Below are 23,377 nucleotides of genomic sequence, written 5' to 3' on the forward strand. Positions count from 1 at the left end.
CGGGGACTGCGGAGTCGGGTCGTAGAGGTCGAGGTCGTCCCAGCGGGCGGGCAGCCTTCCGATCGCGTCTCGGCCCTCGCTCAGGAGGTCCCAGTACTCCTCGGGGCTGGCGATCTCGCCGGGGAAGCGACAGGCCATCGACACGATCGCGATCGGCTCCGTCCGCTGCTCCTCGAGCTCGGCGTTGCGCTGCTGTAGCTGCAGCACTGCTGCCATCGCGCGGCGCAGGCGGTCCTCGTTCCCGGGCCTGTTCACATCCGTCATTCGACTCGACTCCGTCACTTTTTCCTACGGCGTGGCGTAGATACTGGAATGTCGATTCCCGAGCAGGGATCGGCGCGCTCGGCAAACGCAAGAGAGCCGCATCGCGAGGGGCGATGCGGCTCGGAATGCGACTCTCTTGGGTACTCAGAGGCCTTCAAGGCTTCGGGCGCTGAATTCAATTCACGTAGGCCCGGAAAGTCTGGGCGTCAGGTTTTGGACACAGTACGCCCGCCGGAACAGTGTGACAGAGGACGCGGCTCGCCGTCAACGCTTGCTTGGGGAGAAACCGCTGTTCTGCGGGATGCGATGGGGCGTGATGTCCATTTCGCGACGGGGTTCGAGATTCGCTCAAGAAATGCTTGACAGTGGTTTTCTTGAGCGGTTCTCGACCACTCATCCGTTGCCGTCGGCCCGGACTCTCATTCCGTCGATCATGCAGCTGAGGCCGAACGCGAAGTGGTCGTCCCATTCGCGGGCCTCGCCGGCCTCGAGGTTGACCCGCATGCGTGGGTAGTTGTTCCCGAGTGCGTCCAGCATCGGCGGCAGCCACATGGCCTTGACGTCGTCGGGCTTCAGGCCGGACTCACGCATCTTAATGATCCACTTCACCTCGTCGGCGGCGAAGCCCAGAACGAAGTTCACGAGGGTGCCCACGGCGCGGTAGGCAGCGGGCGGGCGGAACCCGCCCTTCTCGGCCAGGGTGATGAGCGTTTCGAACATGGCCAGGGCGTTCGGGCCGACCATGGCGTAGCTCTGCGCGAGCTGGCTCATCCACGGGTGTTCACGGATGATCCGTCGCAGGTCCTGCGCGATGTGCTCTGCCTGCGAACCCCACTCGGCGTCGGGATCGACCGACACGTCCAGGTCGCCGAGCGTTTCGTCCATCACGAACTCGAGGAGCGCGTCCTTGGTGGGGACGTGCCAGTAGAGGGACATTGCCGCGACGCCGACATCCGCCGCCAATCGCCTCATCGACAGAGCGCCAAGACCCTCCTGGTCGAGCAGCCGGATGGCCGTCGCGACGACCTGGTGGCGGCTCAGGGGGCTCTGTGCACTCGGGGGTTGGGGGGCCACGCCGGAGAGCCAGATGCTGTCCAGACGCGGTGTCCCCTTGCTTTGCGCCATGACGGTCACGATACGCTCGCATGCTCCTGGGCCTGCTCAGCGGTGGTCCCCGCTTCCAGGACGGTGGCCTGCGCGGCGTTCCTGCGCAGCAGTACCCAGGCGACCGCGCCCGCGGCGAAGGCGGCGACGGCGCCGAACTTCAGGCTCAGGGAGACACCGGAGACGAACGCCTCGCGCACCTGTTCCACGGCCTGTGCGGCATCGCTCGTCCGGGCCGCGATGCCCAGGGACTCGCCGACCGAATTCCTCGCGTCCGCGGGGATGACAGAGGGCACCTGCGAGGCGAACTGTGCCGCGGCGAGGCTGCCGAGCACGGCCACACCGAGAGCGCTGCCGAGCTCCTGCATCGTGGAATTCAGGCCGGAGGCCATACCCGCGCGCTCCAGGGGGATGGCACCCATCATCGCGTTGGAGGAGGCGGGGAGGGCGATACCCACGCCGGCACCCATGAGAGCCAGGCCGGCCAGCGGCAGCGCGAAGCTCGAGTCTGCGGCGATGAAGCTCAGGGTGACCAGTCCGAGGCCCATGACGCCCAGGCCGGTGGCAAGGGTCGCGGGCGTGCCGATCTTGGCGCTGATCTTCGGGCTGAACGGCGTCAGCACAAGCAGCGCGAGAGCCATGGGAATGACGCCCAGGCCGGCCTGGAGGGGGGTGTAGTCGAGGACGAACTGCAGGTACTGGGTGAAGAGGAACAGCGAGCCGGCCATCGCGACGGAGGTCAGGGAAGCACTGCCGACCGCGCCGCTGAACACCGGGTTGCGGAAGAGGGTCACGTCGAGCATGGGGTCGTCACAGGTGCGCTCCCAGTACACGAACCCGGCGAGGGCGGCGACACCGATCGCCAGCGGAACCAGCACGTCGGCAGAGGACCAGCCGTGCTCGGGCACGGAGATGACGGCGTAGACGGTGCCGACGGCCATCACGGTGGAGAGCAGGACGCCGGGCACGTCGGGCTTGCGGACCTTGGGGTCACGCGACTCGGGGATCAGGAAGATCATTGTGACCAGGGCGATCACACCCACCGGAACGTTGATCAGCAGCACCGAGCCCCACCAGAAGTGGTTGAGCAGGAAGCCGCCCAGCACGGGTCCGAGTGCGATCGAGCCCGCGGCGACACCGGTCCAGGCCGCGATGGCTTTGGGCCGCTCCTTCTCGTCGAAGACCTGCAGCAGGACGGCGAGGGTGCTGGGCATCAACAGCGCGGCTCCGATACCCATGCCGACCCGGCTCAGGATGAGCTGCGTCGTGCTGTCGGACATCGACGCGACGAAGGAGCCGAGGGTGAACAGCGCCACGCCGGTGAGGAGCGCCTTCTTGCGTCCGATGCGGTCGGAGAGTGAGCCCGTGGTCATCAGCAGGCCGGCCAGCACCAGGGTGTAGCTGTTCATGACCCACTGGATCGAGGACGTGCTCGCGTTCAAGGACTCGGTCATCGACGGGATGGCCACCGTCAGGACCGTGTTGTCCAGCAGCACCAGCATCACCGCGAGGCACAGGGTGCTGAGGATCAGCCAGCGCCGCGGATGGGGTGGAGGCCCTGCGGCTTCGGGCACCGTGGCCTCGGTCTGTACGTGATCTGAGTTCGCAGTCATGGAATCTCCCTTGCAGTCCTCGTCGTACGTTGTAAGCTAGCACGGTACACCGTAAGGGAGCGGGGTCGGTTCCGCAATCTCGATTACCAAGTCTGGGCCGCCCCGAAAGGTCATGTCGACACGGCTTGAGTCGTTCTCAAGTCCCTTTCGAGCGAGGTTCAGGAGAATCGTGAGAAGTCATTCCTGGTGATCGTCGAACGGTGACAGAAGATTGACATGGCGCCCTGACCAATTCCCCCTATCGCCTGGGAGGCATGGATGACTGCGGTACCCGAGCAGAACAATTCTGAGCAGGACCAGAAGGAGAAGATGAAGCAGGCTCTCCAGCGAAAGGAACGCGCCCGGCAGGAGAGGGTTGCTCACGAGGAAGGCCGCCTGAAGATCAAGAGCATGAGCGGTCCCGCGGGCAACAAGAGGTTCTTCCGCCGCAAGACCGGGTGAACCGTCACAGTCAGGGACGACGGGGCGGGTTCCGTACCTTCGACGGCTCAGCCGCGATGTGCGGAACCCGCCTCCTTTTCCAGTTCCCGGGAGAGGTGCCGCAGGCAGACCGCCCGGTTCCGTAATGCCGGACGTGGACAGGGTTTCCCCGCCCAGCCCTGACAGAACCTCGGCGCGAGCGGGGGAACCGGTGCCTGTGCCGCGGCGCCCGACGTGCCGTCCGTCCGGCAGGGCTTGCAGAGCCCGTCGTTCAGCGCGGGGCCCACCAACCGGATGACGCAGCCACAGGTGGTGCACGAAGCCCGCGGGCTACACCGCGGCGCTTCGGCGAGCGGAACCGTCGCGGGCCGGATCACCGTCGCGGGTCGGGTCCCGGAAGCCTTCTCGGCGCGGCGGTCGGCGACCACCTCGGCACACAGTTCACACGGCTTCAGACGGGGCCACATGGTTCCGGCCTCACAGGTGAAGTGCCCACAGCCCCAGCGCGGCAGGCCGACACCCAGCAGCCAGCGGCCGGGGTCCCGGATGTCGGAGACCAAGGTGCCCGCGAAGCGCTCCGTGAGGCGGTGCCGAAGCCGGTCCTCGGACATGCCCAGGTCCAGCTCGCGTTGGACCATCCGGGCGATGGCCCGCAGGACGAAGCCGCTCTCCACCTGGTCCAGGAGCCAGTGCACGGGCTCCAGCACGGAGTACAGCCTCGTGCCCACGACCTGCCGCGGATGCCGGCGACTCCCGCCGCTTGCCGACGGCGGCGCGACGGGAGCGGAACCGTCCGTCGGCGGGACCTCCCGCTCCGAAGCGCGGTGCTTCGCTCTCGCCCCTACTACCGGTAGTGCGCCTCCGGCGGGTACGAAAGGACGGTTCCGGTTCTCCATCGCGGGGTGACCCTTGGGCCGGCCCACAAGAGAGTGTCCTGTGTGGTGCGGTGCAGCAGCGGGGCGTTCCGTGAAATCGGCCCGGTCCGCCGCCGGAGCCGCCGAGCCCCTTGACGCATCGGGGGAACGGAGCCCGGGCGACCCGGCTCTTCCCCCGAGGGCAGTATCGGGGCGCTGGGAGACCGCACCGGGGCCGTACCTCCTGTGGGATGGCGTGTCGGTCGTGTTCGGCTCGCGGACCTCACAGGACGCCTCGCCGACCAGGCCGGGCGCGTCGCCCCCGCGGGCGCCGTGGGCGGCGGCCACCGCCGGGACGAGCAGCAGCGTCTTGCCGAAGTGGCCCGCCTTGTGCCGAAGACGCCGGGTCACGACGACCCCGAGGTCCTGGAGGCGGGTCAGAACCTTGCTCGCACCGGAGACCGAGCAACCGAGCAGCCCGGCCAGCGTCGCTCCCGAGCGGCCCCGCCCGCTCTCCACGCGGCCGCCCACCAGCCGGACCCGGCCGTTGCCTCGGGACCGAAGGGTCAACAGGAGCAGCGCAAGCCGGTCCGTGGCCGCGCCCCTCGCCCGCCGTCCCGCGAGCAGACCGGGGAGCGTGGCGTCCTTGCCGGCCGGGGCCCAGCCCGGACCGAAGAGTGCCTCCAGCAGCCTGAGCAGCGTGGCGAGTTCCTTCTGCGACAGCGCCAGCGGCTGCGTGTGGTCACCCGACCGCTTCGCGCGCCACAGCGGCATGACGACACAATCCAGTCCGGTGACCAGTCCGTCGGGGCCCGTCACCGCACGGGACTTGAGCGCGCCCGAAGCTCTGAGGGCGGGCAGCGCGGCATGGTCGATCGTCGACTCGGAGACGCCCAGCCAGCGGGCCAGCTCGGCAGCCCAGATGGACGTGCGGGAGGTGTGGACGGAGGCCTTCGCCATCAGGACGACGGCGGCCAAGCGCGCCACGTCGGGCAGCCTCACCAGGGCCGGATCGTCGAGCAGTGCGCGCACGGCCGCCTCGAGCCGCTCGCGCATCCGCTCCCCGAGCCGCAGAGCGGCGGGGGCGGCCGGGCGGGGCGAGTCGGCGCCGGTTCCGGCAGGACCGGACCAGGGCCATGGACTGTTCATCGGAGCCATGGCGCGGTTTCCCCCGTATCTGTCGAGCCATGTGACGACTGCTGGTGACATCGAACAGTACGAACTGGCCGGTTTATTTTCAACCGAGACTCTAGGGCGCCTCTCGGTTCAACGAGATGGATCCTCCAGAGTCGTGCCCGACAGTGACCCCGAACCGAGGAGGTGAGCATGAGTAGTCCCGGCGACGCCGATGTCTTCGTACGTATCGTGCGAGGACATTTCAACGAGGGCGAACTTGCCGCTCTGGTCATCGCATTGCGCGTTCTGCGGGACGGCGCTGCGAAGGGTGCGGCGGTGGGCGGTGTGATGGGTCGGCGGCCGGCCGACCGGGCGCCCTGGCGGCAGTCCTCGCTCTACAGGGCTCCGCACAGTTGGCGATGACGTTATCCGACGAGTAGAAACCGAACGAGCGGTTCGTTAAAGTGTTGCGTGCACAGCGTCGGAGCCGGGCATCTGGTCGTGCTGCAGGAAGGAACCTGTCATGGCGAAGAGCGCCTCGGCTCCGAAGGGGGCCGGGCCCACTGATGCCCGTGGCGCCGGGGTGTCCTGGACATCGAGGCCTCCGGGAAGGCCGCACGCTTCGCGCAGATCCGCGACGCCTTCGACACCCCGATCACCACCCTGCCGGATGTCCCCGGCTTCTTCCCCGGCGTCGTCCAGGAGAACGGTGGAACCATCCGGCACATTGCCGGCCTCGCGAACGAAATCGCGGTGGCGGGCGCCGAAGGCGCCGCCGACGCGATCTGCCGCAAGCAGACCGCCGACGCCCAGGACCCGAAAGCCATGCGCGCCCGCATGGTGCCCATCCGGTCCCTCGCGATGCCCCGCACCAAGCACGCCGGCCTGCCGTCCCGCAAGCGCGGCAACCCGCCCCAGTAACCGTATGAGAACAGGGAAGCCGGCCGGACTCCGGCGGCCCCGCATCGAGGAGAGTCCAGATGGCCAAGCAGGATCGCGCGGTACGCACCCGACAGGCGCTGGTCCAGGCGGCCGCCGAGGTGTTCGCCCGGGAGGGGTTCGTCCAGGCGTCGCTGACCTCCATCAGCAGGACGGCAGGAGTGAGTACCGGGGCGCTGCACTTCCACTTCGAGAGCAAGGTCCAACTGGCCCTTGCCGTCGAGCGGGAGGCTGGCCGGATCCTCCGGGAGCAAATCTGTGGTCAGGGCGACGACCCGGACGGCTGCAAGTGCGTCCATCCCCTGCAGCGTCTGATCGAGGCCACGCACCGGCTGCTGCTGCGCCTCCGCGACGACCCGCTGGTCCGGGCCGGGTTCGGGCTCGGCGAGCGGGGTGCGCTGCGGCCCGGTGAGGGCGGGGGTCTGCGGGATCAGTGGAGGCGCTGGGTCGAGGGGGTGTTCGACGAGGCGGGGCGCAGGGGAGAGCTCGCCGAAGGAGTCGTCGGCGCGGACGCGGCGCTCACGGTGGTGGCGGCGACCGTGGGGTTCGAGGCCATGAGGGTGGATGCTCCCGAGTGGCTGGACCCGGCCACGGCGGACCGGTTCTGGGGCGTGATGCTGCCCAGTCTGGCGGCGGCGGACCGTGTGGGCGGAGCGTAGCGAGGTTCTCGCCAAAAACAGCATGATCGCCTTGTTACTTTTCGGGGGCGCGAGGTGGAGCGCAATCGATTAAAGGGACATTTGCTGCAATATCGCGGCAGGTTGATCTAATGTGACTCCCTGACTCGAACAGATTGACAAACCGCTCGTACTGTTTTTTAATCGTCCCAGTGTTGCGGTCGTCGATGAGGGGAGTCGCGATGGATATCGCGGTGCTGGGAGGGCTTGCCGTGAGCGCGCACGGCAAGTCGGTGACACCGACCGCGCCGAAGCCCCGTCAGGTACTGGCGCTGCTGGCCCTGCACGTCGACCAGGTGGTCTCGGTCGAGGCACTGATCGAGGAGCTCTGGGGAGCGAGGCCGCCGCGCACCGCGCGGACGACCCTCCAGACGTACGTGCTCCAGCTGCGCGAGTTGATGGGAGCGGCCCTGGCCACGGCGGACGGCCCGGCCCGGGAGGCCAAGGACGTCCTGGTGACGTCACCGGGCGGCTATCTCCTGGTGGGCGGTGACGGTTCCTGCGACGTGCGCGACTTCGAACTGCTGGCAGGCCGCGGATACCGGGCAGCGGACGCCGAGGACTACCAGGGGGCGTCCCGGCTGCTCCGGCAGGCGCTTGACCTGTGGACGGGTGACGCGTTCGCAGACGTGCGCACCGGAGCCCGCCTGGAGGTGGCGGTCAAGCGACTGGACGAGAGCCGGCTGTGCGCCCTGGACCAGCGGATCGAGGTCGATCTGCGGCTCGGGCGCCACCGCGAACTGCTGTCGGAACTGACAGTGCTGGTCAACCGCTACCGCACGCACGAGAACCTCCACGCCCAGTTCATGCTCGCGCTGTACCGCTCCGGTCGGCGCAGCGAGGCACTCAACGTCTACCAGCAGCTCCGGGCCCGACTCGTCCGCGACCTCGGCCTGGAGCCCTCCAGCTACCTCCAACGGCTGCAGCGCTCCCTCCTCATGGCTGGTACCGACACCGCCACCCATCAGGACATGGCCCCGGTCCTGAGCGCCTGACCGCGCGACAACTCACTCTTTTTCCGTAGGGAACCGTCGCGCGGCATCCCTCCCCGGTGCCGGCACTCCTCCCGGATTCACCACCGACGGCGATGCGCCGCCTGCGCCCGCCAGCCGAGAATCTCCGGAAACGGCAGGCAGGGACCGCCGTTCGCACGGAGAGAGACGGCCTGTGTTCACCAACTTGCGCAATACGCCGCCTTCCGCCGCACTCGGGGCGGACGTACCGGACATCGTCGGCAGCCCGCAAGAGTGCCTCGCCGAGACCTCGCGCCGCGAGCCACAGGAGACCAACGCGCGAGTTCCCTTCCCGCTGCTGTGGCTCGACTCCGTCCTCGGCGCGGACTTGGCCGCCCTCAACAGGCTCCACGGACTCGACGAGGGCGCCGTCATCGTCCACGACCAGTCCCGCCTCTCGCCCATGGCTGCCTGCATCGCCTTCCGCGGCCCGGCCCAGGAGACCCACCGGACCACCCGCCCGGACACGGCGCGCGACCATGCGTCGTTGCCGGACGAGGCGGTGCGCCCGGCGGTCGCCACCCCGTGAGCACGGGAACGAGGCAGCACGAGGAAAAGCAGCCCACCCTGTGGTTCTGTGCCAACGACGACCTCCCGCCCGATCTCACCGCCACGCTCGCACCCCAGTGGCTCGACGTGTATGAACGGGAGACCGCGAACGGGTTCCTCTTCGAACGCGACCGCCGGCAGTACCTGGTCGCCCACACGTTCCTACGCCGTGTGCTGGCCCTCGACGTCGGGCTCCCCGAGTCCGAGCTGGTCATCCGGCGCTCGTCGAGGGGCCGCCCTTTCCTCCGGGTGCCGGCCGGCGGACTGCCCTGCGGTGGGCCCGGACTGGACTTCAACCTGTCGCACACCAACGGCTGCAACCTGCTCGGCATCGCACACGGAAGCCCCATCGGAGTCGACGTCGAGCGGCTCGACCGGGACGGCCGCGCACTGCGTACCATCACCCGGACCTTCACGCGTACCGAACAGGCATGGGTGGCCGAGGCAGAGCAGGGCATGCCGCGCAGGCGCCGGGTCATCCGGCTGTGGACGCTGAAGGAGGCGTACGCCAAGGCACGCGGACTGGGCCTCGCGCTGCCCTTCGACACCTTCTCCTTCACCCTCGCCGACGACCGCGGCGTGACGGGCTTCTCCCCGCCCGGGGACGACCGGGAGGGCCGGTGGCGCTTCGCCGAGCTGGAACCAGTCCCCGACGTGCTGGCCGCAGTCGCGGTCGGCGCCGACGACGAGCGGGACGCCGCGCTCCCTCTGCACCACGGTTTCCCCTGGAGCCGAACGGAGCCGCGACGGATCGAACTGCCCCGTGCGCTGGGCGGAGGAGTCGAAGTCACCCTCTCGCGATGAGCCCACGGGATTCGAGAACCGCTGGAGGACCCCTGGAGGAAAACGTTCGTGCGGTCCCCGCCCCGCTAGCGTGCCGAGTGGCGCAATCGCGCTTGTCGAGCAACGTTTCAAGAGGACTGGGGGAGACTGTGAGGATTCAGGTTCTGGGTCCGCTGAACGCCGAGGTCAATGGGGTCTCGATCGTTCCAACCGCTGGCAAGCCCCGCCAGATTCTGTCTCTGCTGGCGCTCTACCCGGGGCGGGTCATACCCGTGAAGACCCTCATGGAGGAGATCTGGGGGATGGAGCCGCCGCAGAGCGCCCTCACCACCCTGCAGACCTACATCCTCCAACTCCGCAGGCGTCTTGGCACCGCGATGGGACCCGACGCCCCCAGCGGGGTCAAGGATGTCCTTGCCACCCGTCACGGCGGCTATCTGCTCCAGGTCGAGGGCGCCTGCATCGACGTGCACGAGTACGAGCTCACAGTGGCCGAAGGCCAAGCGGCGTTCGAGGCGGGCGACAACGAGACCGCGGCTGAGCGATTCCGGAAGGCGCTGACCCTCTGGAACGGATCGGCCCTCGTCGACGTGCGCACAGGCCCCGTACTGGAGATCGAGGTCATGCGCCTTGAAGAGAGCCGCCTCGCCACCGTCGAGCGCCGCATCGACGCCGACCTACGGCTCGGCCGCCATGCCGAACTCATCGCGGAACTCACCGACCTGACGGCCCGGCACGTTCTCCACGAGAGCCTCCACTCCCAGCTCATCGTGGCTCTGTACCGCTCCGGCCGGCAGGCCGCGGCACTGGAGGCGTATCGCAAGCTGCGGTCCAGGCTCCGGGACGAGCTCGGCGTCGAGCCCTCACCGCAGCTCCAGCGGCTCCACCAGGCCATGCTCACCGTCGACCCGGAGCTCGACGCGGTCGGGGCACCGAAGGGAATGTCCACCTTCAACCTCTTCGCCGCCTGACGCTCCGGGCGGCGGGCGGCCACGCGCCCGCCGCCCGGAGCAGCATCCCTCCCCAGCATCTCTCGAGAGGCACTCGTCCGGCCTTCAAGCGATTCAGGACACCGTCAAGACGGAAACGCCGATCCCGGCCGACCGCTTGTCACACCCAGTCCGGATCACGGGCCTTCACCTCCCGCAGAGAGGGTGCCGAGAGATGCCTGCCGAGCGAACGCACCGTACCCAGTACGAAGTAGAGATCAATGCCCCGGCTGGAGTCGTCTCCGGGCTGATCGCCGACAGCGCCCACCAGTCGCGGTACTCCCCGAGTACCGTCCACGTGGAACAGCTGGAGTTCGACGGCTCTCACGAACGTCTGCGGATCTGGGGCCTCGTCGACGGCGAGGTCCGGTCCTGGATCACGCGCCGCCACTTCTCCGCAGATCTGCGGCGCGTGGAGAGCGTCCATCAGGCACCCGCGGCCCCCACCGCGGGCACGACAGAGTCCTGGGACATGAAAGCCCTGAGCCCCGACCGGACCCGACTCACCCTGCGCCGGGAGACCTGCCTCGCCGACGACGCCCGCACCCCGGCACCGCGCCACACCACGGATGCCGAGGTCCGTCACGAGCTGGAGGGAGTCCGCGCGCTCGCGGAACGCTGGGACGATCTGGAGGAACTCCTCCTCACTTTCGAGGACTCTGTCCGAGTCAAGGGCCCGGCCGAGCTGGTGTACGACTTCCTCTACCGGGTGGGGGACTGGCCCGAACTGCTGCCCCATGTATCCCGGGTCAACGTGGTGGAGGACCAGCCGGGAGTCCAGATGGTGTCCATGGACACCATCGTCGAGGGACGAACGCGCACCACCGGCGCGGTACGCGTCTGCTTCCCCCACGCGGGACGCATCGTCTTCACCCGGACGACCCCCACCGAGCTGCTGTCCGCCCACACCGGGGAATGGTCACTCGTCCCCGACGTCCACGGCGTGACCGTCCTGGCCCAGCACAGCGTCGTCCTGCGCGAGGAGAACATCCGGCGCGTCCTGGGCAAGGGCGTCGACACGGCGGGCGCACGTCGGTACGTACGTGAGGCGATCGGCCGCACCAGTACGGCGACGCTCAACCTGGCCAGACGTCACGCGGAGACCGCGATCCGCGTGCTGTGACGAGAACACGACGGAGGAGGCCCCGCATGGTCCATCATCCGCCCGCCCCGCAGCCGCTGCTGATGTCGTGCGACGGCACCCCGGAGGCCGCATCCGGCACCGGTGCCCGGACCTCCCGGCAACTGGCTGTGGTGTTCACCGACTGGAACGGCGAGGCACTCGCCGACACGCGTGCGCTGTACGGGACCTTCCCCGCGTTCCGCTCCGCCTTCGACGCACTGGGCGACATGGTCGACGGAACGACGCCGGTTCCCCTGGTGGCGGTCGTGTTCGCACCCGAAGGAGGCGTCGACTCCGTACTCCTGAAAGAGCCGCGCTACGGCAGAATCGCCCTGTTCGCCCACCAAGTCGCGCTCTTCCGGCTCTGGCAGACCTGGGGCATGGAACTCGGCGCCGTGGCGGGCCACGGCATCGGCGAGCTCTCGGCCGCGCACGTCGCGGGCGCACTGAGCCTGAGGGACGCCGTCCGCCTCGTCACCGCGCGGGAGGCCTGCTCCTGTCTGCTCCTGCGCCCTCGTGCCGAGGGACCGCCGGACGCCGCACGGACGCTGCGTGCCGCCGGGTTCCGGCGCATCCTGAGATGCGGGGCCACGGGAACGACCGCCGCTCCCGGCGACCTGCCCGCCCTCTCGGCGATGCTGGATGCCCTCCATCTGTCCGGTAGCCCGGTCGACTGGGATGAGCTGCTCGGCACCCACACCGCCGGACAAACGGGGTACCCCCATCCTCTCCCGAGTGACGCGCGGGCACCCCGTTCGGGAATCTGTCCAGAACAGCTCGAGGAATCCGGGGCAGCCCCCCTCACGCCCCTACTCTGACCCGTGTCGGCCACGGCGGAGAGCGGGACTGCGAGGAGGAAGCCTTGGAGAAGCGAGCCACCCTGCACGTGCTCCCCGGCCCCCGCACCCCGCACCGCCCGGCCCCCGACGGCGCCCGCGCCACTGCGGCGGAGCCCGGCCCAACGACCGACGGAGTCGTGAGGGTGGGGGTCATGGGCGGCGACCCGCTCGCACGGGCCGGCATCAGGGCGCTCCTCGAAGGACGGCCCGAAGTCCACGTCGTGAGCGACGTCGGCGCCCCACAGCACGGCGTGTGCCCGCCCCGCGAACCGGGGCCCGACGTCATCGTCGTCCACGGCCGACCCGGCTTCGCACCGAAGGACGTCCCCGTTCCCCACCCGGGTGACACCATCCCGCTGATCACCATCGGTGGACCGTCCCCCGAACCGGCCACCGCCTGGGCCCACAGCCACCTGCCCGCCACGGCGACGCCCGGACAGCTCGCGGCCGCCGTCGTCCTCGCCGCCGCCGGCTACACCCTGACCCGGGGACAGAAACCGCTGCCCCATCGGGCATCCGCTCGCTCGCAGGTCTCGCAGGTCAGCCCCGAGCACCTCACGAGGCGGGAGAGCGAGGTCCTGGACCTCCTCGCCGGCGGCATGTCCAACGGCGAGATCGCCCGCTCTCTCAGCCTCTCCGAACACACCGTCAAGACCCACGTGCAGAACCTCATGAACAAACTGCGGCTGCGCAACCGTGTACACGCCGCCATCTACGCCTACGAGACCGGGATGCGCCACCCTTGCTGAGCGCGAGTGCCCGGCGCGGGACGAGAAGAGGGGGAAGGGGACCACCGATGACATCTGGGAAGCACGGCGACGATGTCGCGCTCTCGGCTCAGAACGCGCAGACGACCGTCGTCGTCAGCGGTGACGGGCCGCCCGGCTCCCCTCCCGTGCTGGACATCCACGGCCCCCTGGACACCCACATCCTCGAAGCCGCGTTCCACCGGGTCAACGGTCCCCGCGCCGAACCGGGCACCTCAAAGGACGCCTGCAGCGCACGCTTCCGGCTCGTCCACCACAGCCCCAACCACCACACGGTCCGATTCGCCGAGACGCCCACTGCGTCCGGACCGCACCCGGCCGGCCTCCTCGCCGACCTGCTCACCCGCACCCCTCCGCCCCCGCGCACCGGTTTCGGCGGCGCGCGCCCGGCAACCGTGCCCCTGGAGAGCTTCGCCGTCACTTCTCTCCAGCACGAACTGCTGACGGACGCCCTCAGACATCCCTTCCACCACGTCGAGCAGCTCTCCTGGCGCTGGCACGGTCCCCTGGACCTCCGACGGTTCACCGACGCCTGGCAGTCCGTCTTCGACAGCGAGTCCCTCCTGCGCGCGGCGTTCGTCTGGGACCCGCAGCCCAGAGTCGTGCTGCACCGGCGGACCGCTCCCGAGGTCGTCGGACACCCCCATGGCTCCTTCGCCGACCGTTCAGCGCTCATGGAGCACGAGCGCCGCCGGGGCTTCGACCTGCGTCGGCCAGGACTCCTCCGTGTCGCCCTGCTCAGCGGCGAGGGCACCAAGCCCACGGGCCCCCCGCCTTACACCGACGTCCTGGTGACCTACCACCGCGCGCTCCTCGACCGCTGGAGCGTGTACCTCCTACTGCGGGAGTTCTACCGGGCCTACCTCGCCGGCACCCCACTGCCCGGCGGGGAACGGCGGCCGGACCTGCGCGACTACGGCCGCTGGCTGAACGCGAGGGACCTCGCCCCGGCTCGGGAGTTCTGGCTCCCCGACGCCGACGCCGACGCGACGGCCACGAGCCTGTTCCACCCCACACCCGGCCCCGACACGGGACGCCTCCATTCCCGGCTGACCCCCGAAGAGACCCGACGGCTGGTCGCCTGGGCGGCCCGCTGGGGCAGCACCGAGAGCAGTGCCCTGCAGGCTGTCTGGGCCATCATCCTCCACGGGGTGTCCACCGGCCCCGAAGGCTCGGCCGCCTCCCGCCGCGTCGGCTTCAACATCGCTGTCTCCGGCCGTGGCATCGCCTTCGACGACGCCGCCCGGGTGCCGGGCCCGTTCAGCAACGCCCTGCCGATGGTCGTGGAGGTCGACCCCCGCGGGACCGTGCCCCGCCTCGTGCGCGCTCTCGGCGACCGCGCCATCGACATGTCCTGCTACGAATGGGTCGCCCCCGGCCGACTCCTCGACCCCTTCGGCCGGACGTCCCCCGCCGAGCGCGCCACCGCGCTGCACGAGAGCACGGTGGCCTTCGAAGGACGGCTGCGTCACCTGGACACTCTCGCCCCGGAACTCGCCGCGCACGGCATCGGCATCGAGCGCCCCGACACGGTCTGGGCCACGACCTCGTCCCCGCTCACCGTGATCGGCCAGCACGACGACCAGGGCGGCACGGTACTGACACTGCTGTACGACCGGGCACGGGTGACGGACGCGTACGCCACACCGCTGCTGACCCACAGCGCCCGGCTGCTGCGCGAACTCCCCCTCACGGCCGACGAGACGACGACCGTGGCAGAGGTACTGGACAGCCTGGACGACGTGGCGTTGCCCCGGGTTCGCCCGGCCGTGCAGGGCCGCGGTCACGCCGGTCCTCTCGTCGATCTGCGGGACGCGATGGTGCCCGGCGCCGGAACGGTCTGCCTCGTGGCCGCCCCCGGGGCGCCGGACTCCTTCCATACCGGGCTGGTGCGCCAGTACGAGGGGCCGCAGGCACTGATGTTCCTGCGGGCGGCTCCGCAGGACGCCCTCCGGTGCGCATCGTCACTGCGGTCCGTACTCGACCCCGGCGGAAAACTCGTCATCGGAGGCTTCTCGGGTGCCGGAGTCATGGCCTACGAGATCGCCCGGCTCCTCGCGACGGAGAGCCGCACGCCACCCCCGCCCGTCGTGCTCGGCGGCGCCGAGGGCGAGGACGGCGACCGCGCCCTCGCACACGCCATCGAGACGACGGCCGGAGCCCGGCTCGAGGAATGATCGACCGCTTCTCCAGCGAGCGGTACGACGCTGGTTGTGTCGTCGATTTCCCAGGAGGCGTACATGACCGAAACGCCCGAGTCGAATGAGGCTGCGCTCGAAGCCAGGCGCCGTTTCACAGAGGCGATGGAGAAGAAGGGACGCCTGTCGAAGCAGCCTGGCGCCCGCAACGACGGCCAAAACCGGGTGAAGAGCCAGGTCAGCCGGGCGGGCGGCCAGCGGAACTTCTCCCGACGCAGGACAGGCTGAATCGCCCACAAGGCATCGCGGCCGCTCCGCCCAAAAGCCCCGCCTCGACCACCGGTCGAGGCGGGGCTTTTGGGCGCGCACGGCAGCGGACGTCACACGACCGGTGGGTTGTACGGACGGTCCATCGATGCTCAAGCGAACGCAGTCAAGGTGGCCGTCGCAACCACCCCACCGACGCCAGGCATCCGAGAGCTCGGACATCAGGACCGCAGCCCCTCTTCCGGCCGTGGTACTTCCGACAGGCGTGCTGCAGAGGAGACCCGACGTGCGCATCGCTGTCACCGGTTCCATCGCGGCAGACCATCTCATGGTCTTCCCCGGCCGGTTCGCCGATCAACTGATTCCCGACCAACTCGCTCACCTCTCACTGTCCTTCCTCGTCGACGGGCTCGAGGTGCGCCGAGGCGGAGTAGCGGCCAACATCGCCTTCGGACTCGGCAGCCTCGGGCTTGGCCCGCAGCTGGTCGGCGCCGTGGGAAGCGACTTCGCCGAGTACGAGGTGTGGCTGAAGGAGCACGGCGTCGACACCAGCACAGTACGCGTCTCCCCCCAGCGACAGATGGCTCGCTTCATGTGCATCACCGACCAGGACGCCAACCAGATCGCGGCCTTCTACGCCGGGGCCATGGAAGAGGCCGCCGACATCGACCTGACGCTGCTGGCCGGCATGCCCCAGGTGCGGCCCGACCTCGTCCTCATCTGCCCCAACACGCCCGAGGCCATGGTGCGGCACACCCAGGACTGCCGACGGCTCGGCCTTCCCTTCGCCGCCGACCCCTCGCAGCAGCTCGCGCGGCTCGACGGGGAGCAGGCGCGGGAGTTGGTGGACGGCGCCTGCTGGCTCTTCACCAACCAGTACGAGGCGGCCCTGCTCCTGGAACGCACCCAGTGGGACCGTGACCACCTGCTGAGCAAGGTGGGCACGTGGGTGACCACACTGGGCCCCGTCGGAGTACGCGTCGACCGCGCTGGACGGCCCTCACTCACCGTGCCCGCGGTGCCCGACACGCCCGTCGTCGATCCGACCGGCGTGGGCGACGCCTTCAGGGCCGGCTTCCTGACCGGGATCGCGCGCGGCCTCCCCACCGAATCGGCAGCGCGGTTGGGCTGCGTCGTCGCCTGCGCGGCGCTCTCGGTCGTCGGCTCCCAGTCTTACCACCTCACCCCGGCGGACCTGCTGGCGACGGCCGCCCGCGCGTACGGCCAGGACGCCGCGGACCGGCTCGCTTCAGCCGTGGGACGGCGGGCGTGAGAAACACGCGAGCCCACGAACTCCGTAAGGCCCTTGCCACCAGGGTGGTGGTCGCCGACGGAGCGATGGGCACCATGCTGCAGGCGCAGGACCCCACGCTCGAGGACTTCGAGAATCTCGAGGGTTGCAACGAGATTCTCAATGTGACGCGCCCGGACATCGTGCGTTCCGTCCATGACGCGTACTTCGCGGTGGGCGTCGACTGCGTGGAGACCAACACCTTCGGGTCCAATCACACGGCCGCGTCGGAGTACGACATCGCCGATCGTGTGCACGAGCTGTCCGAGGCGGGTGCCCGGATTGCCCGTGAGGCGGCCGACGAGTACGCCGCCCGTGACGGCCGCCAGCGCTGGGTTTTGGGTTCGGTGGGGCCCGGTACCAAGCTGCCCACCCTGGGCCACATCGATTACGCCACGATCCGCGATGGTTATCAGGCCAACGTGGAGGGGCTGCTCGCCGGCGGCGCCGACGCTCTGATCGTGGAGACCACGCAGGACCTGCTTCAGACGAAGGCGTCGGTGCTGGGTGCCCGTCGTGCGCTGGAGGCGACCGGCGCCGATGTGCCGCTGGTGGTCTCGATGGCGTTCGAGACGACCGGCACGATGCTGCTGGGTTCCGAGATCGGCGCGGCGCTGACCGCGCTGGAGCCGCTCGGCATCGACATGATCGGCCTGAACTGTTCGACCGGGCCGGCCGAGATGAGCGAGCATCTGCGTTACCTTGCCCGGCATTCCCGTATCCCGCTGCTGTGCATGCCGAACGCGGGTCTGCCGATCCTCACGAAGGACGGGGCGCACTTTCCGCTGGATCCCGAGGGCCTGGCCGATGCCCAGGAGAACTTCGTCCGTGACTACGGCCTGTCCCTGATCGGCGGCTGCTGCGGTACGACACCGGAGCACCTGCGCCAGGTCGTCGAGCGGGTCCGTGGGCTCACGCCTTGCGAGCGCAGCCCGCAGCCCGAGCCCGGTGCCGCTTCCCTCTACCAGACGGTCCCGTTCCGTCAGGACACCTCCTACCTGGCGATCGGTGAGCGGACGAATGCCAACGGCTCGAAGAAGTTCCGTGAGGCCATGCTGGAGGCCCGCTGGGACGACTGTGTGGAGATGGCCCGTGAGCAGATCCGTGAGGGCGCCCACATGCTGGATCTCTGCGTGGACTATGTCGGGCGTGACGGTGTGGCGGACATGAGGGAGCTGGCGGGCCGTTTCGCCACCGCTTCCACGCTGCCGATCGTCCTGGACTCCACCGAGGTTCCCGTCATCCGGGCCGGTCTGGAAAAGCTCGGCGGCCGCGCGGTCATCAACTCCGTCAACTACGAGGACGGCGACGGCCCGGAGTCCCGTTTCGCGAAGGTCACCCAGCTCGCCCAGGAGCACGGTGCCGCACTGATCGCGCTGACGATCGACGAGGAGGGCCAGGCCCGCACCCCGGAGCACAAGGTCGCCATCGCCGAACGGCTCATCGAGGACCTGACCGGCAACTGGGGTATCCACGAGTCGGACATCCTCATCGACGCCCTGACCTTCACCATCTGTACCGGACAGGAGGAGTCCCGCAAGGACGGCATCGCCACCATCGAGGCGATCGGTGAGCTCAAGCGCCGCCACCCGGAGGTTCAGACCACGCTGGGTCTGTCCAACATCTCCTTCGGTCTCAACCCGGCCGCCCGTGTCCTGCTCAACTCGGTCTTCCTCGATGAGTGTGTCAAGGCGGGCCTGGACTCGGCGATCGTGCACGCGTCGAAGATCCTGCCCATCGCCCGCTTCAGCGAGGAAGAGGTCCAGACGGCCCTCGACCTCATCTATGACCGTCGCGCCGAGGGTTACGACCCGCTCCAGAAGCTGATGGCGCTGTTCGAGGGCGCCACCACCAAGTCCCTGAAGGCGGGCCGCGCCGAGGAACTGGCGGCTCTGCCCCTGGACGAGCGTCTCAAGCGGCGCATCATCGACGGCGAGAAGATGGGCCTGGAGGCCGATCTCGACGAGGCCCTCCAGACGCGCCCCGCTCTCGACATCGTCAACGACACCCTCCTGGACGGCATGAAGGTCGTCGGTGAGCTGTTCGGCTCCGGCCAGATGCAGCTGCCGTTCGTCCTGCAGTCCGCCGAGGTGATGAAGACCGCGGTGGCCTATCTGGAACCGCATATGGAGAAGGTCGAGGGCGACGAGGCCGGCAAGGGCACCATCGTGCTCGCCACGGTCCGCGGCGACGTTCACGACATCGGTAAGAACCTCGTGGACATCATCTTGTCCAACAACGGCTACAACGTGATCAACCTCGGCATCAAGCAGCCGGTCTCCGCGATCCTGGACGCCGCCGCCGAGCACCGCGCCGACGTCATCGGCATGTCCGGGCTCCTGGTCAAGTCCACGGTGATCATGAAGGAGAACCTGGAGGAGCTCAACCAGCGCGGCATGGCCGCCGACTTCCCGGTCATCCTGGGCGGAGCCGCGCTGACCCGGGCCTACGTCGAACAGGACCTGCACGAGATCTACCAGGGCGAGGTCCGCTACGCCCGCGACGCCTTCGAGGGCCTACGCCTCATGGACGCCCTCATCGCAATCAAGCGCGGGGTCCCGGGCGCGACACTGCCCGCGCTGAAACAGCGTCGGGTCGCTGCCCGGACGTACGCGCCGGCGCGCGTGGAGCCGGAGCAGCTCGGCCGCTCCGACGTCGCCGCCGACAACCCGGTGCCGACCCCGCCGTTCTGGGGCACCCGCGTAGTCAAGGGGATCCCGTTGAGGGACTACGCGTCCTGGCTCGACGAGACCGCCCTGTTCAAGGGCCAATGGGGGCTGAAGGACGCGGAGACGATCGAGGCGGAGGGCCGGCCGCGGTTGCGGGTCTGGCTCGACCGTCTGCAGAGGGAGCATCTCCTCGAAGCGGCCGTGGTCTACGGCTGGTTCCCCTGCGTGTCCAAGGGCGACGATCTGATCGTCCTGGATGCGGCCGGAGGCGAGCGGACCCGCTTCTCCTTCCCCCGCCAGCAGCGGGGCCGCCGTCTCTGTCTGGCCGATTTCCATCGTGCGGAGGACTCCGGCGAGATCGACGCCGTGGCTCTGCAGGTGGTCACCGTCGGTTCCCGGATCGGTGAGGAGACGGCGAAGCTGTTCGCCGCCGACGCCTACCGCGACTACCTCGAACTGCACGGCCTGTCCGTCCAGCTGGCGGAGGCACTGGCCGAGTACTGGCACGCCCGGGTGCGTGCCGAGTGGGGCATCGCGGGAGCCTCGGAGCCGTCCGGGATCGAGGGGATGCTGCGCACCGAGTACCAGGGCTGCCGCTATTCGCTGGGATATCCGGCGTGTCCGGATCTGGAGGACCGCGCGAAGATCGTGGCGTTGTTGCGGCCGGAGCGGATCGGGGTGGAGCTGTCGGAGGAGTACCAGTTGCATCCCGAGCAGACGACGGACGCGATCGTGGTCCATCACCCGCAGGCGAGTTACTTCAACGCGGGAGGCCGACGCCTGTGAGTCCCACTTTCTCGTTCGAGTTCTTTCCGCCGAAGACGAACGGGGGTGAGCGAAGCCTGTGGGACGCGATCCGGCGGGTCGAAGCACTGTCGCCGGACTTCGTGTCGGTGACGTACGGCGCGGGCGGCTCGTCCCGCGACCGGACGATCCGTGTCACGAAGCGCATCGCGGCCGAGACAACGCTGCGGCCGGTCGCGCATCTGACGGCGGTGGGGCATTCGGTAGCGGAGTTGCGGGCGATCATCGGTGCTTATGCGGATGCGGGGGTCCGGGACGTGCTGGTGCTGCTTGGCGACCCGCCGGGCGACCCGCGCGGCGCCTGGAAAGCCCACCCGAAGGGCTTCTCCTATGCGTACGAACTCGTAGAACTCGTCAGGTTGTTGGGCGAGTTCAGGATCGGGGTGGCAGCCTTCCCGGAGGGGCATCCGAGGTCGCCGGATTCCGAGAGCGACCTGGCGCATTTCGTGGCGAAGTGCCGGGCAGGGGCAGATTACGCCATCACGCAGATGTTCTTCGATCCGGAGGACTACCTGAGGCTGAGGGACCGGGTCGCGGCCGCCGGCTGCGACACCCCGATCATCCCGGAGATCATGCCGGCGACCGACGCGCGCCAGATCCGGCGCTTCGCGGAGCTGAGCGACGCCGCGTTCCCCGAGGACCTGGCACACAGCCTGGAGGCGGCCAAGGACGACCCGGCAGCGGCCTACCGGGTCGGGGTCGAGCGCGCGACCGCGATGGGCCTGCGGCTGCTTGACGAAGGCGCGCCGGGTCTGCACTACATCACGTTGAACAAGTCGACGGCGGCCCTGGAAATCCACCGAACCATCATGAGCGCAAGGAGCGTTGACCATGTCTGACGGCACTGCCACCGGCTTCACCGACTTCAAGGTCGCCGACATCTCGCTGGCCGACTTCGGCCGCAAGGAGATCACCCTCGCCGAGCACGAGATGCCCGGCCTGATGTCGATCCGCAAGGAGTACGCCGAGACGCAGCCGCTGGCCGGCGCCCGCGTCACCGGCTCCCTGCACATGACCGTGCAGACCGCCGTCCTCATCGAGACCCTCGTCGCCCTGGGCGCCGAGGTCCGCTGGGCGTCCTGCAACATCTTCTCCACCCAGGACCACGCGGCCGCCGCGATCGCCGCCGTCGGCATCCCGGTCTTCGCGTGGAAGGGCGAGACGCTGGAGGAGTACTGGTGGTGCACGGAGCAGGCGCTGACCTGGCCGGACCACGCGGGCCCGAACATGATCCTGGACGACGGCGGTGACGCCACCCTCCTCGTCCACAAGGGCGTCGAGTACCAGAAGAGCGGCGAACTCCCTCCCGCCGACAACGAGGAACTCGCCGTCGTACATTCCCTGTTGAGGACGAGTTCCCTCGACTGGGCTGCCCTCGCCTCGGAGATCCGCGGGGTGACCGAGGAGACCACGACCGGCGTCCACCGCCTGTACGAGATGCAGCGCGACGGTGTCCTGCTGTTCCCGGCGATCAACGTGAACGACGCGGTCACCAAGTCGAAGTTCGACAACAAGTACGGCTGCCGCCACTCCCTGATCGACGGCATCAACCGCGCCACCGACGTCCTCATCGGCGGCAAGACCGCGGTCGTCCTGGGCTACGGCGACGTGGGCAAGGGTTGCGCGGAGTCCCTGCGCGGCCAGGGCGCCCGCGTCATCGTCACCGAGATCGACCCGATCTGCGCGCTGCAGGCGGCGATGGACGGCTACCAGGTCACGACGCTGGACGAGGTCGTCGACAAGGCCGACATCTTTGTCACCACGACGGGCAACAAGGACATCATCATGGCCTCGGACATGGCCAGGATGAAGCACCAGGCGATCGTCGGCAACATCGGTCACTTCGACAACGAGATCGACATGGCCGGCCTCGCCAAGATCCCCGGCATCGTCAAGGACGAGGTCAAGCCGCAGGTCCACACCTGGAAGTTCCCCGACGGCAAGGTGCTCATCGTGCTGTCCGAGGGCCGTCTGCTGAATCTGGGCAACGCCACCGGCCACCCGTCGTTCGTGATGTCCAACTCCTTCGCGGACCAGACCCTGGCCCAGATCGAGCTGTTCACCAAGCAGTCGGAGTACCCGACCGACGTCTATGTGCTGCCCAAGCACCTCGACGAGAAGGTCGCCCGCCTCCACCTGGACGCGCTCGGCGTGAAGCTGACCCAGCTGCGCCCGGAGCAGGCCGCGTACATCGGCGTCGAGGTCGAGGGCCCGTACAAGTCGGACCACTACCGCTACTGAGCCGTACGGCACCCGGCACGGCTTCATGCTGATGGCCGCCTCCCCGTACCTCGGGAGGCGGCCATCCGGTTGGCGGGCGGTGAACTACCGCCGCGGGCCGGGCTTGGGCAGCGGCCGGGAGCGCGGGACGGACTGTGGCTTGGGCTGGGGGAAACCCTGACCGCGGCGGCCGCCGTTCCTGAACCGGAGGGAGGAGTGGGGCTCGAAGCTACGAGATCGCATTTTGACTCCTGTAGGTCGCCGCGGTGTACTTTCAGTGAAGCGCTTTGAATGTAGTACTTCATTTGAAGTGGTGTCAACGTCTAGACGGAGAGATTCCTATGCGACAGAACCCGGAGCGCCGCGCCGCGCTTCTCGACGCGGCCATCGACGTCCTCGCCAGTGAAGGCTCCCGAGGACTGACCCTCCGCGCGGTCGACGGCAAGGCACAGGTGCCCATCGGAACGTGCTCCAACTACTTCAGGAACCGGGACGAGTTGCTGCTGCAGATCATGGAGCGCACCCACGAGCGGATCACGCCCGAGCCGGAGCAACTGGCCCGGACCATGAGTGCCGAGCCCTCCCGGTCATTGGTCGCACTCCTGCTCCGACAGGTGCACGAACGGATGCAGGACGACCGCAGCTGCTACCTCGCCATGCTGGAGCTCCGTCTCGAAGGAACCCGCCGCCCCGCACTGGGCAAACAGCTCAACGACATCTTCAGCAGCGTGCTGGAGGAAAACATCCGCTTCCACATGGACGCCGGCCTGCCCGGCGACCGGATCGACGTCGTCCTTCTCTACCTCGCGGTTCACGGCATGAACCTCGACGACCTCACCGCGCCCGGAGTCCTCGCCCCCTACGTCGGGACGGACCTCTTCGATGAGCTGGCCCAGCGCCTGCTGTCCGAGGACTCCTGACGGGCCCCTGCCTCAGGA

General features: G+C 68.9%; 21 protein-coding genes and 1 pseudogene. 18 read left to right on the plus strand and 4 right to left on the minus strand.

What is annotated here, in order from left to right; all coding sequences use genetic code 11:
- From OG841_RS48420 to OG841_RS48430, 3 genes are all read right to left on the minus strand, one after another.
- A partial coding sequence (locus tag OG841_RS48420) for a beta-ketoacyl synthase N-terminal-like domain-containing protein (protein WP_331722365.1) occupies positions 1–264 on the minus strand: 264 nt, incomplete at its 3' end.
- Between the two features lie 393 nt (positions 265–657).
- On the minus strand, positions 658–1,389 hold the full coding sequence (locus OG841_RS48425) for a TetR/AcrR family transcriptional regulator (RefSeq protein WP_328643851.1): 732 nt from the start codon (positions 1,387–1,389) through the stop codon (positions 658–660).
- Between the two features lie 5 nt (positions 1,390–1,394).
- Positions 1,395–2,981, minus strand: a complete 1,587-nt coding sequence (locus OG841_RS48430; RefSeq protein ID WP_328643852.1) for an MFS transporter — start codon at positions 2,979–2,981, stop codon at positions 1,395–1,397.
- Positions 2,982–3,239: 258 nt separating this feature from the next.
- Between OG841_RS48430 and OG841_RS48435 the strand changes: the two genes are divergently transcribed.
- Positions 3,240–3,422 carry a DUF5302 domain-containing protein gene (locus OG841_RS48435; protein WP_328643853.1) on the plus strand — a complete coding sequence of 61 codons (183 nt, stop codon included), beginning with the start codon at positions 3,240–3,242 and terminating at the stop codon, positions 3,420–3,422.
- Between the two features lie 47 nt (positions 3,423–3,469).
- Here OG841_RS48435 and OG841_RS48440 read toward each other — a convergent pair whose 3' ends face one another.
- A complete protein-coding gene (locus tag OG841_RS48440) occupies positions 3,470–5,404 on the minus strand; it encodes a hypothetical protein (protein WP_371571430.1) in 1,935 nt (644 codons plus the stop codon).
- A 177-nt stretch (positions 5,405–5,581) separates the two neighbouring features.
- On the opposite strand from OG841_RS48440, the gene OG841_RS48445 reads away from it, so the two are divergent.
- The 17 genes and pseudogenes from OG841_RS48445 to OG841_RS48525 all read left to right on the plus strand — a co-directional run bounded on the left by OG841_RS48445 (position 5,582) and on the right by OG841_RS48525 (position 23,359).
- The gene (locus OG841_RS48445; RefSeq protein WP_371571432.1) at positions 5,582–5,794 is read left to right on the plus strand and encodes an acyl-CoA carboxylase epsilon subunit; all 213 of its coding nucleotides are present in this window, start codon (positions 5,582–5,584) and stop codon (positions 5,792–5,794) included.
- Between the two features lie 159 nt (positions 5,795–5,953).
- Positions 5,954–6,292: pseudogene (locus OG841_RS48450) on the plus strand (carboxyl transferase domain-containing protein); the annotation flags it as partial.
- Between the two features lie 59 nt (positions 6,293–6,351).
- Positions 6,352–6,969 (plus strand): ScbR family autoregulator-binding transcription factor, encoded by a 618-nt coding sequence (locus OG841_RS48455; protein ID WP_328643856.1) that lies wholly within the window; start codon positions 6,352–6,354, stop codon positions 6,967–6,969.
- A gap of 200 nt (positions 6,970–7,169) precedes the next feature.
- The gene (locus OG841_RS48460) at positions 7,170–7,982 is read left to right on the plus strand and encodes an AfsR/SARP family transcriptional regulator (RefSeq protein WP_328643857.1); all 813 of its coding nucleotides are present in this window, start codon (positions 7,170–7,172) and stop codon (positions 7,980–7,982) included.
- Between the two features lie 172 nt (positions 7,983–8,154).
- Positions 8,155–8,529: a hypothetical protein gene (locus OG841_RS48465; protein WP_328643858.1), complete on the plus strand. Its 375-nt coding sequence runs from the start codon at positions 8,155–8,157 to the stop codon at positions 8,527–8,529.
- Positions 8,526–9,353: a 4'-phosphopantetheinyl transferase family protein gene (locus tag OG841_RS48470; protein ID WP_331722367.1), complete on the plus strand. Its 828-nt coding sequence runs from the start codon at positions 8,526–8,528 to the stop codon at positions 9,351–9,353. The genes OG841_RS48465 and OG841_RS48470 overlap by 4 nt, the downstream gene beginning before the upstream one ends.
- A gap of 128 nt (positions 9,354–9,481) precedes the next feature.
- Positions 9,482–10,303, plus strand: coding sequence for an AfsR/SARP family transcriptional regulator (locus OG841_RS48475; RefSeq protein ID WP_328643860.1), 822 nt, complete (start codon positions 9,482–9,484; stop codon positions 10,301–10,303).
- Positions 10,304–10,496: 193 nt separating this feature from the next.
- On the plus strand, positions 10,497–11,444 hold the full coding sequence (locus OG841_RS48480; protein ID WP_328643861.1) for an SRPBCC family protein: 948 nt from the start codon (positions 10,497–10,499) through the stop codon (positions 11,442–11,444).
- A 26-nt stretch (positions 11,445–11,470) separates the two neighbouring features.
- On the plus strand, positions 11,471–12,262 hold the full coding sequence (locus OG841_RS48485) for an acyltransferase domain-containing protein (protein WP_331722368.1): 792 nt from the start codon (positions 11,471–11,473) through the stop codon (positions 12,260–12,262).
- Between the two features lie 44 nt (positions 12,263–12,306).
- Positions 12,307–13,032, plus strand: coding sequence for a response regulator transcription factor (locus OG841_RS48490; RefSeq protein WP_328643863.1), 726 nt, complete (start codon positions 12,307–12,309; stop codon positions 13,030–13,032).
- Between the two features lie 47 nt (positions 13,033–13,079).
- Positions 13,080–15,227 carry a condensation domain-containing protein gene (locus tag OG841_RS48495; protein ID WP_328643864.1) on the plus strand — a complete coding sequence of 716 codons (2,148 nt, stop codon included), beginning with the start codon at positions 13,080–13,082 and terminating at the stop codon, positions 15,225–15,227.
- Between the two features lie 63 nt (positions 15,228–15,290).
- A complete protein-coding gene (locus OG841_RS48500; protein WP_328643865.1) occupies positions 15,291–15,476 on the plus strand; it encodes a hypothetical protein in 186 nt (61 codons plus the stop codon).
- A gap of 265 nt (positions 15,477–15,741) precedes the next feature.
- Positions 15,742–16,728 carry a carbohydrate kinase family protein gene (locus OG841_RS48505; RefSeq protein WP_331722371.1) on the plus strand — a complete coding sequence of 329 codons (987 nt, stop codon included), beginning with the start codon at positions 15,742–15,744 and terminating at the stop codon, positions 16,726–16,728.
- A complete protein-coding gene (metH, locus tag OG841_RS48510; protein ID WP_331722372.1) occupies positions 16,725–20,201 on the plus strand; it encodes a methionine synthase in 3,477 nt (1,158 codons plus the stop codon). Before OG841_RS48505 ends, metH begins: the two co-directional genes overlap by 4 nt.
- Complete coding sequence (metF, locus tag OG841_RS48515; protein ID WP_331722373.1) at positions 20,198–21,058, plus strand: methylenetetrahydrofolate reductase [NAD(P)H]; 861 nt, start codon at positions 20,198–20,200, stop codon at positions 21,056–21,058. Before metH ends, metF begins: the two co-directional genes overlap by 4 nt.
- Positions 21,051–22,460, plus strand: coding sequence for an adenosylhomocysteinase (gene ahcY / locus OG841_RS48520; RefSeq protein WP_331722374.1), 1,410 nt, complete (start codon positions 21,051–21,053; stop codon positions 22,458–22,460). The genes metF and ahcY overlap by 8 nt, the downstream gene beginning before the upstream one ends.
- Positions 22,461–22,780: 320 nt before the next feature.
- Positions 22,781–23,359, plus strand: a complete 579-nt coding sequence (locus OG841_RS48525; RefSeq protein ID WP_328643870.1) for a TetR/AcrR family transcriptional regulator — start codon at positions 22,781–22,783, stop codon at positions 23,357–23,359.
- The last annotated feature ends 18 nt before the right edge of the window (positions 23,360–23,377 follow it).

It is taken from the genome of Streptomyces canus (assembly GCF_041435015.1).
Lineage (GTDB): Bacteria > Actinomycetota > Actinomycetes > Streptomycetales > Streptomycetaceae > Streptomyces > Streptomyces canus_G.

Bases quoted from the DNA above. Each gene is read 5' to 3' on its own strand.
- ahcY (WP_331722374.1), top strand. From the start codon at position 21,051: ATGTCTGACGGCACTGCCACCGGCTTCACCGACTTCAAGGTCGCCGAC.
- OG841_RS48485 (WP_331722368.1), top strand. From the start codon at position 11,471: ATGGTCCATCATCCGCCCGCCCCGCAGCCGCTGCTGATGTCGTGCGAC.
- OG841_RS48525 (WP_328643870.1), top strand. From the start codon at position 22,781: ATGCGACAGAACCCGGAGCGCCGCGCCGCGCTTCTCGACGCGGCCATC.
- OG841_RS48445 (WP_371571432.1), top strand. From the start codon at position 5,582: ATGAGTAGTCCCGGCGACGCCGATGTCTTCGTACGTATCGTGCGAGGA.
- OG841_RS48495 (WP_328643864.1), top strand. From the start codon at position 13,080: ATGACATCTGGGAAGCACGGCGACGATGTCGCGCTCTCGGCTCAGAAC.
- OG841_RS48425 (WP_328643851.1), bottom strand. From the start codon at position 1,389: ATGGCGCAAAGCAAGGGGACACCGCGTCTGGACAGCATCTGGCTCTCC.
- OG841_RS48500 (WP_328643865.1), top strand. From the start codon at position 15,291: ATGACCGAAACGCCCGAGTCGAATGAGGCTGCGCTCGAAGCCAGGCGC.
- OG841_RS48440 (WP_371571430.1), bottom strand. From the start codon at position 5,404: ATGAACAGTCCATGGCCCTGGTCCGGTCCTGCCGGAACCGGCGCCGAC.
- OG841_RS48430 (WP_328643852.1), bottom strand. From the start codon at position 2,981: ATGACTGCGAACTCAGATCACGTACAGACCGAGGCCACGGTGCCCGAA.
- OG841_RS48460 (WP_328643857.1), top strand. From the start codon at position 7,170: ATGGATATCGCGGTGCTGGGAGGGCTTGCCGTGAGCGCGCACGGCAAG.
- OG841_RS48455 (WP_328643856.1), top strand. From the start codon at position 6,352: ATGGCCAAGCAGGATCGCGCGGTACGCACCCGACAGGCGCTGGTCCAG.
- OG841_RS48480 (WP_328643861.1), top strand. From the start codon at position 10,497: ATGCCTGCCGAGCGAACGCACCGTACCCAGTACGAAGTAGAGATCAAT.
- OG841_RS48435 (WP_328643853.1), top strand. From the start codon at position 3,240: ATGACTGCGGTACCCGAGCAGAACAATTCTGAGCAGGACCAGAAGGAG.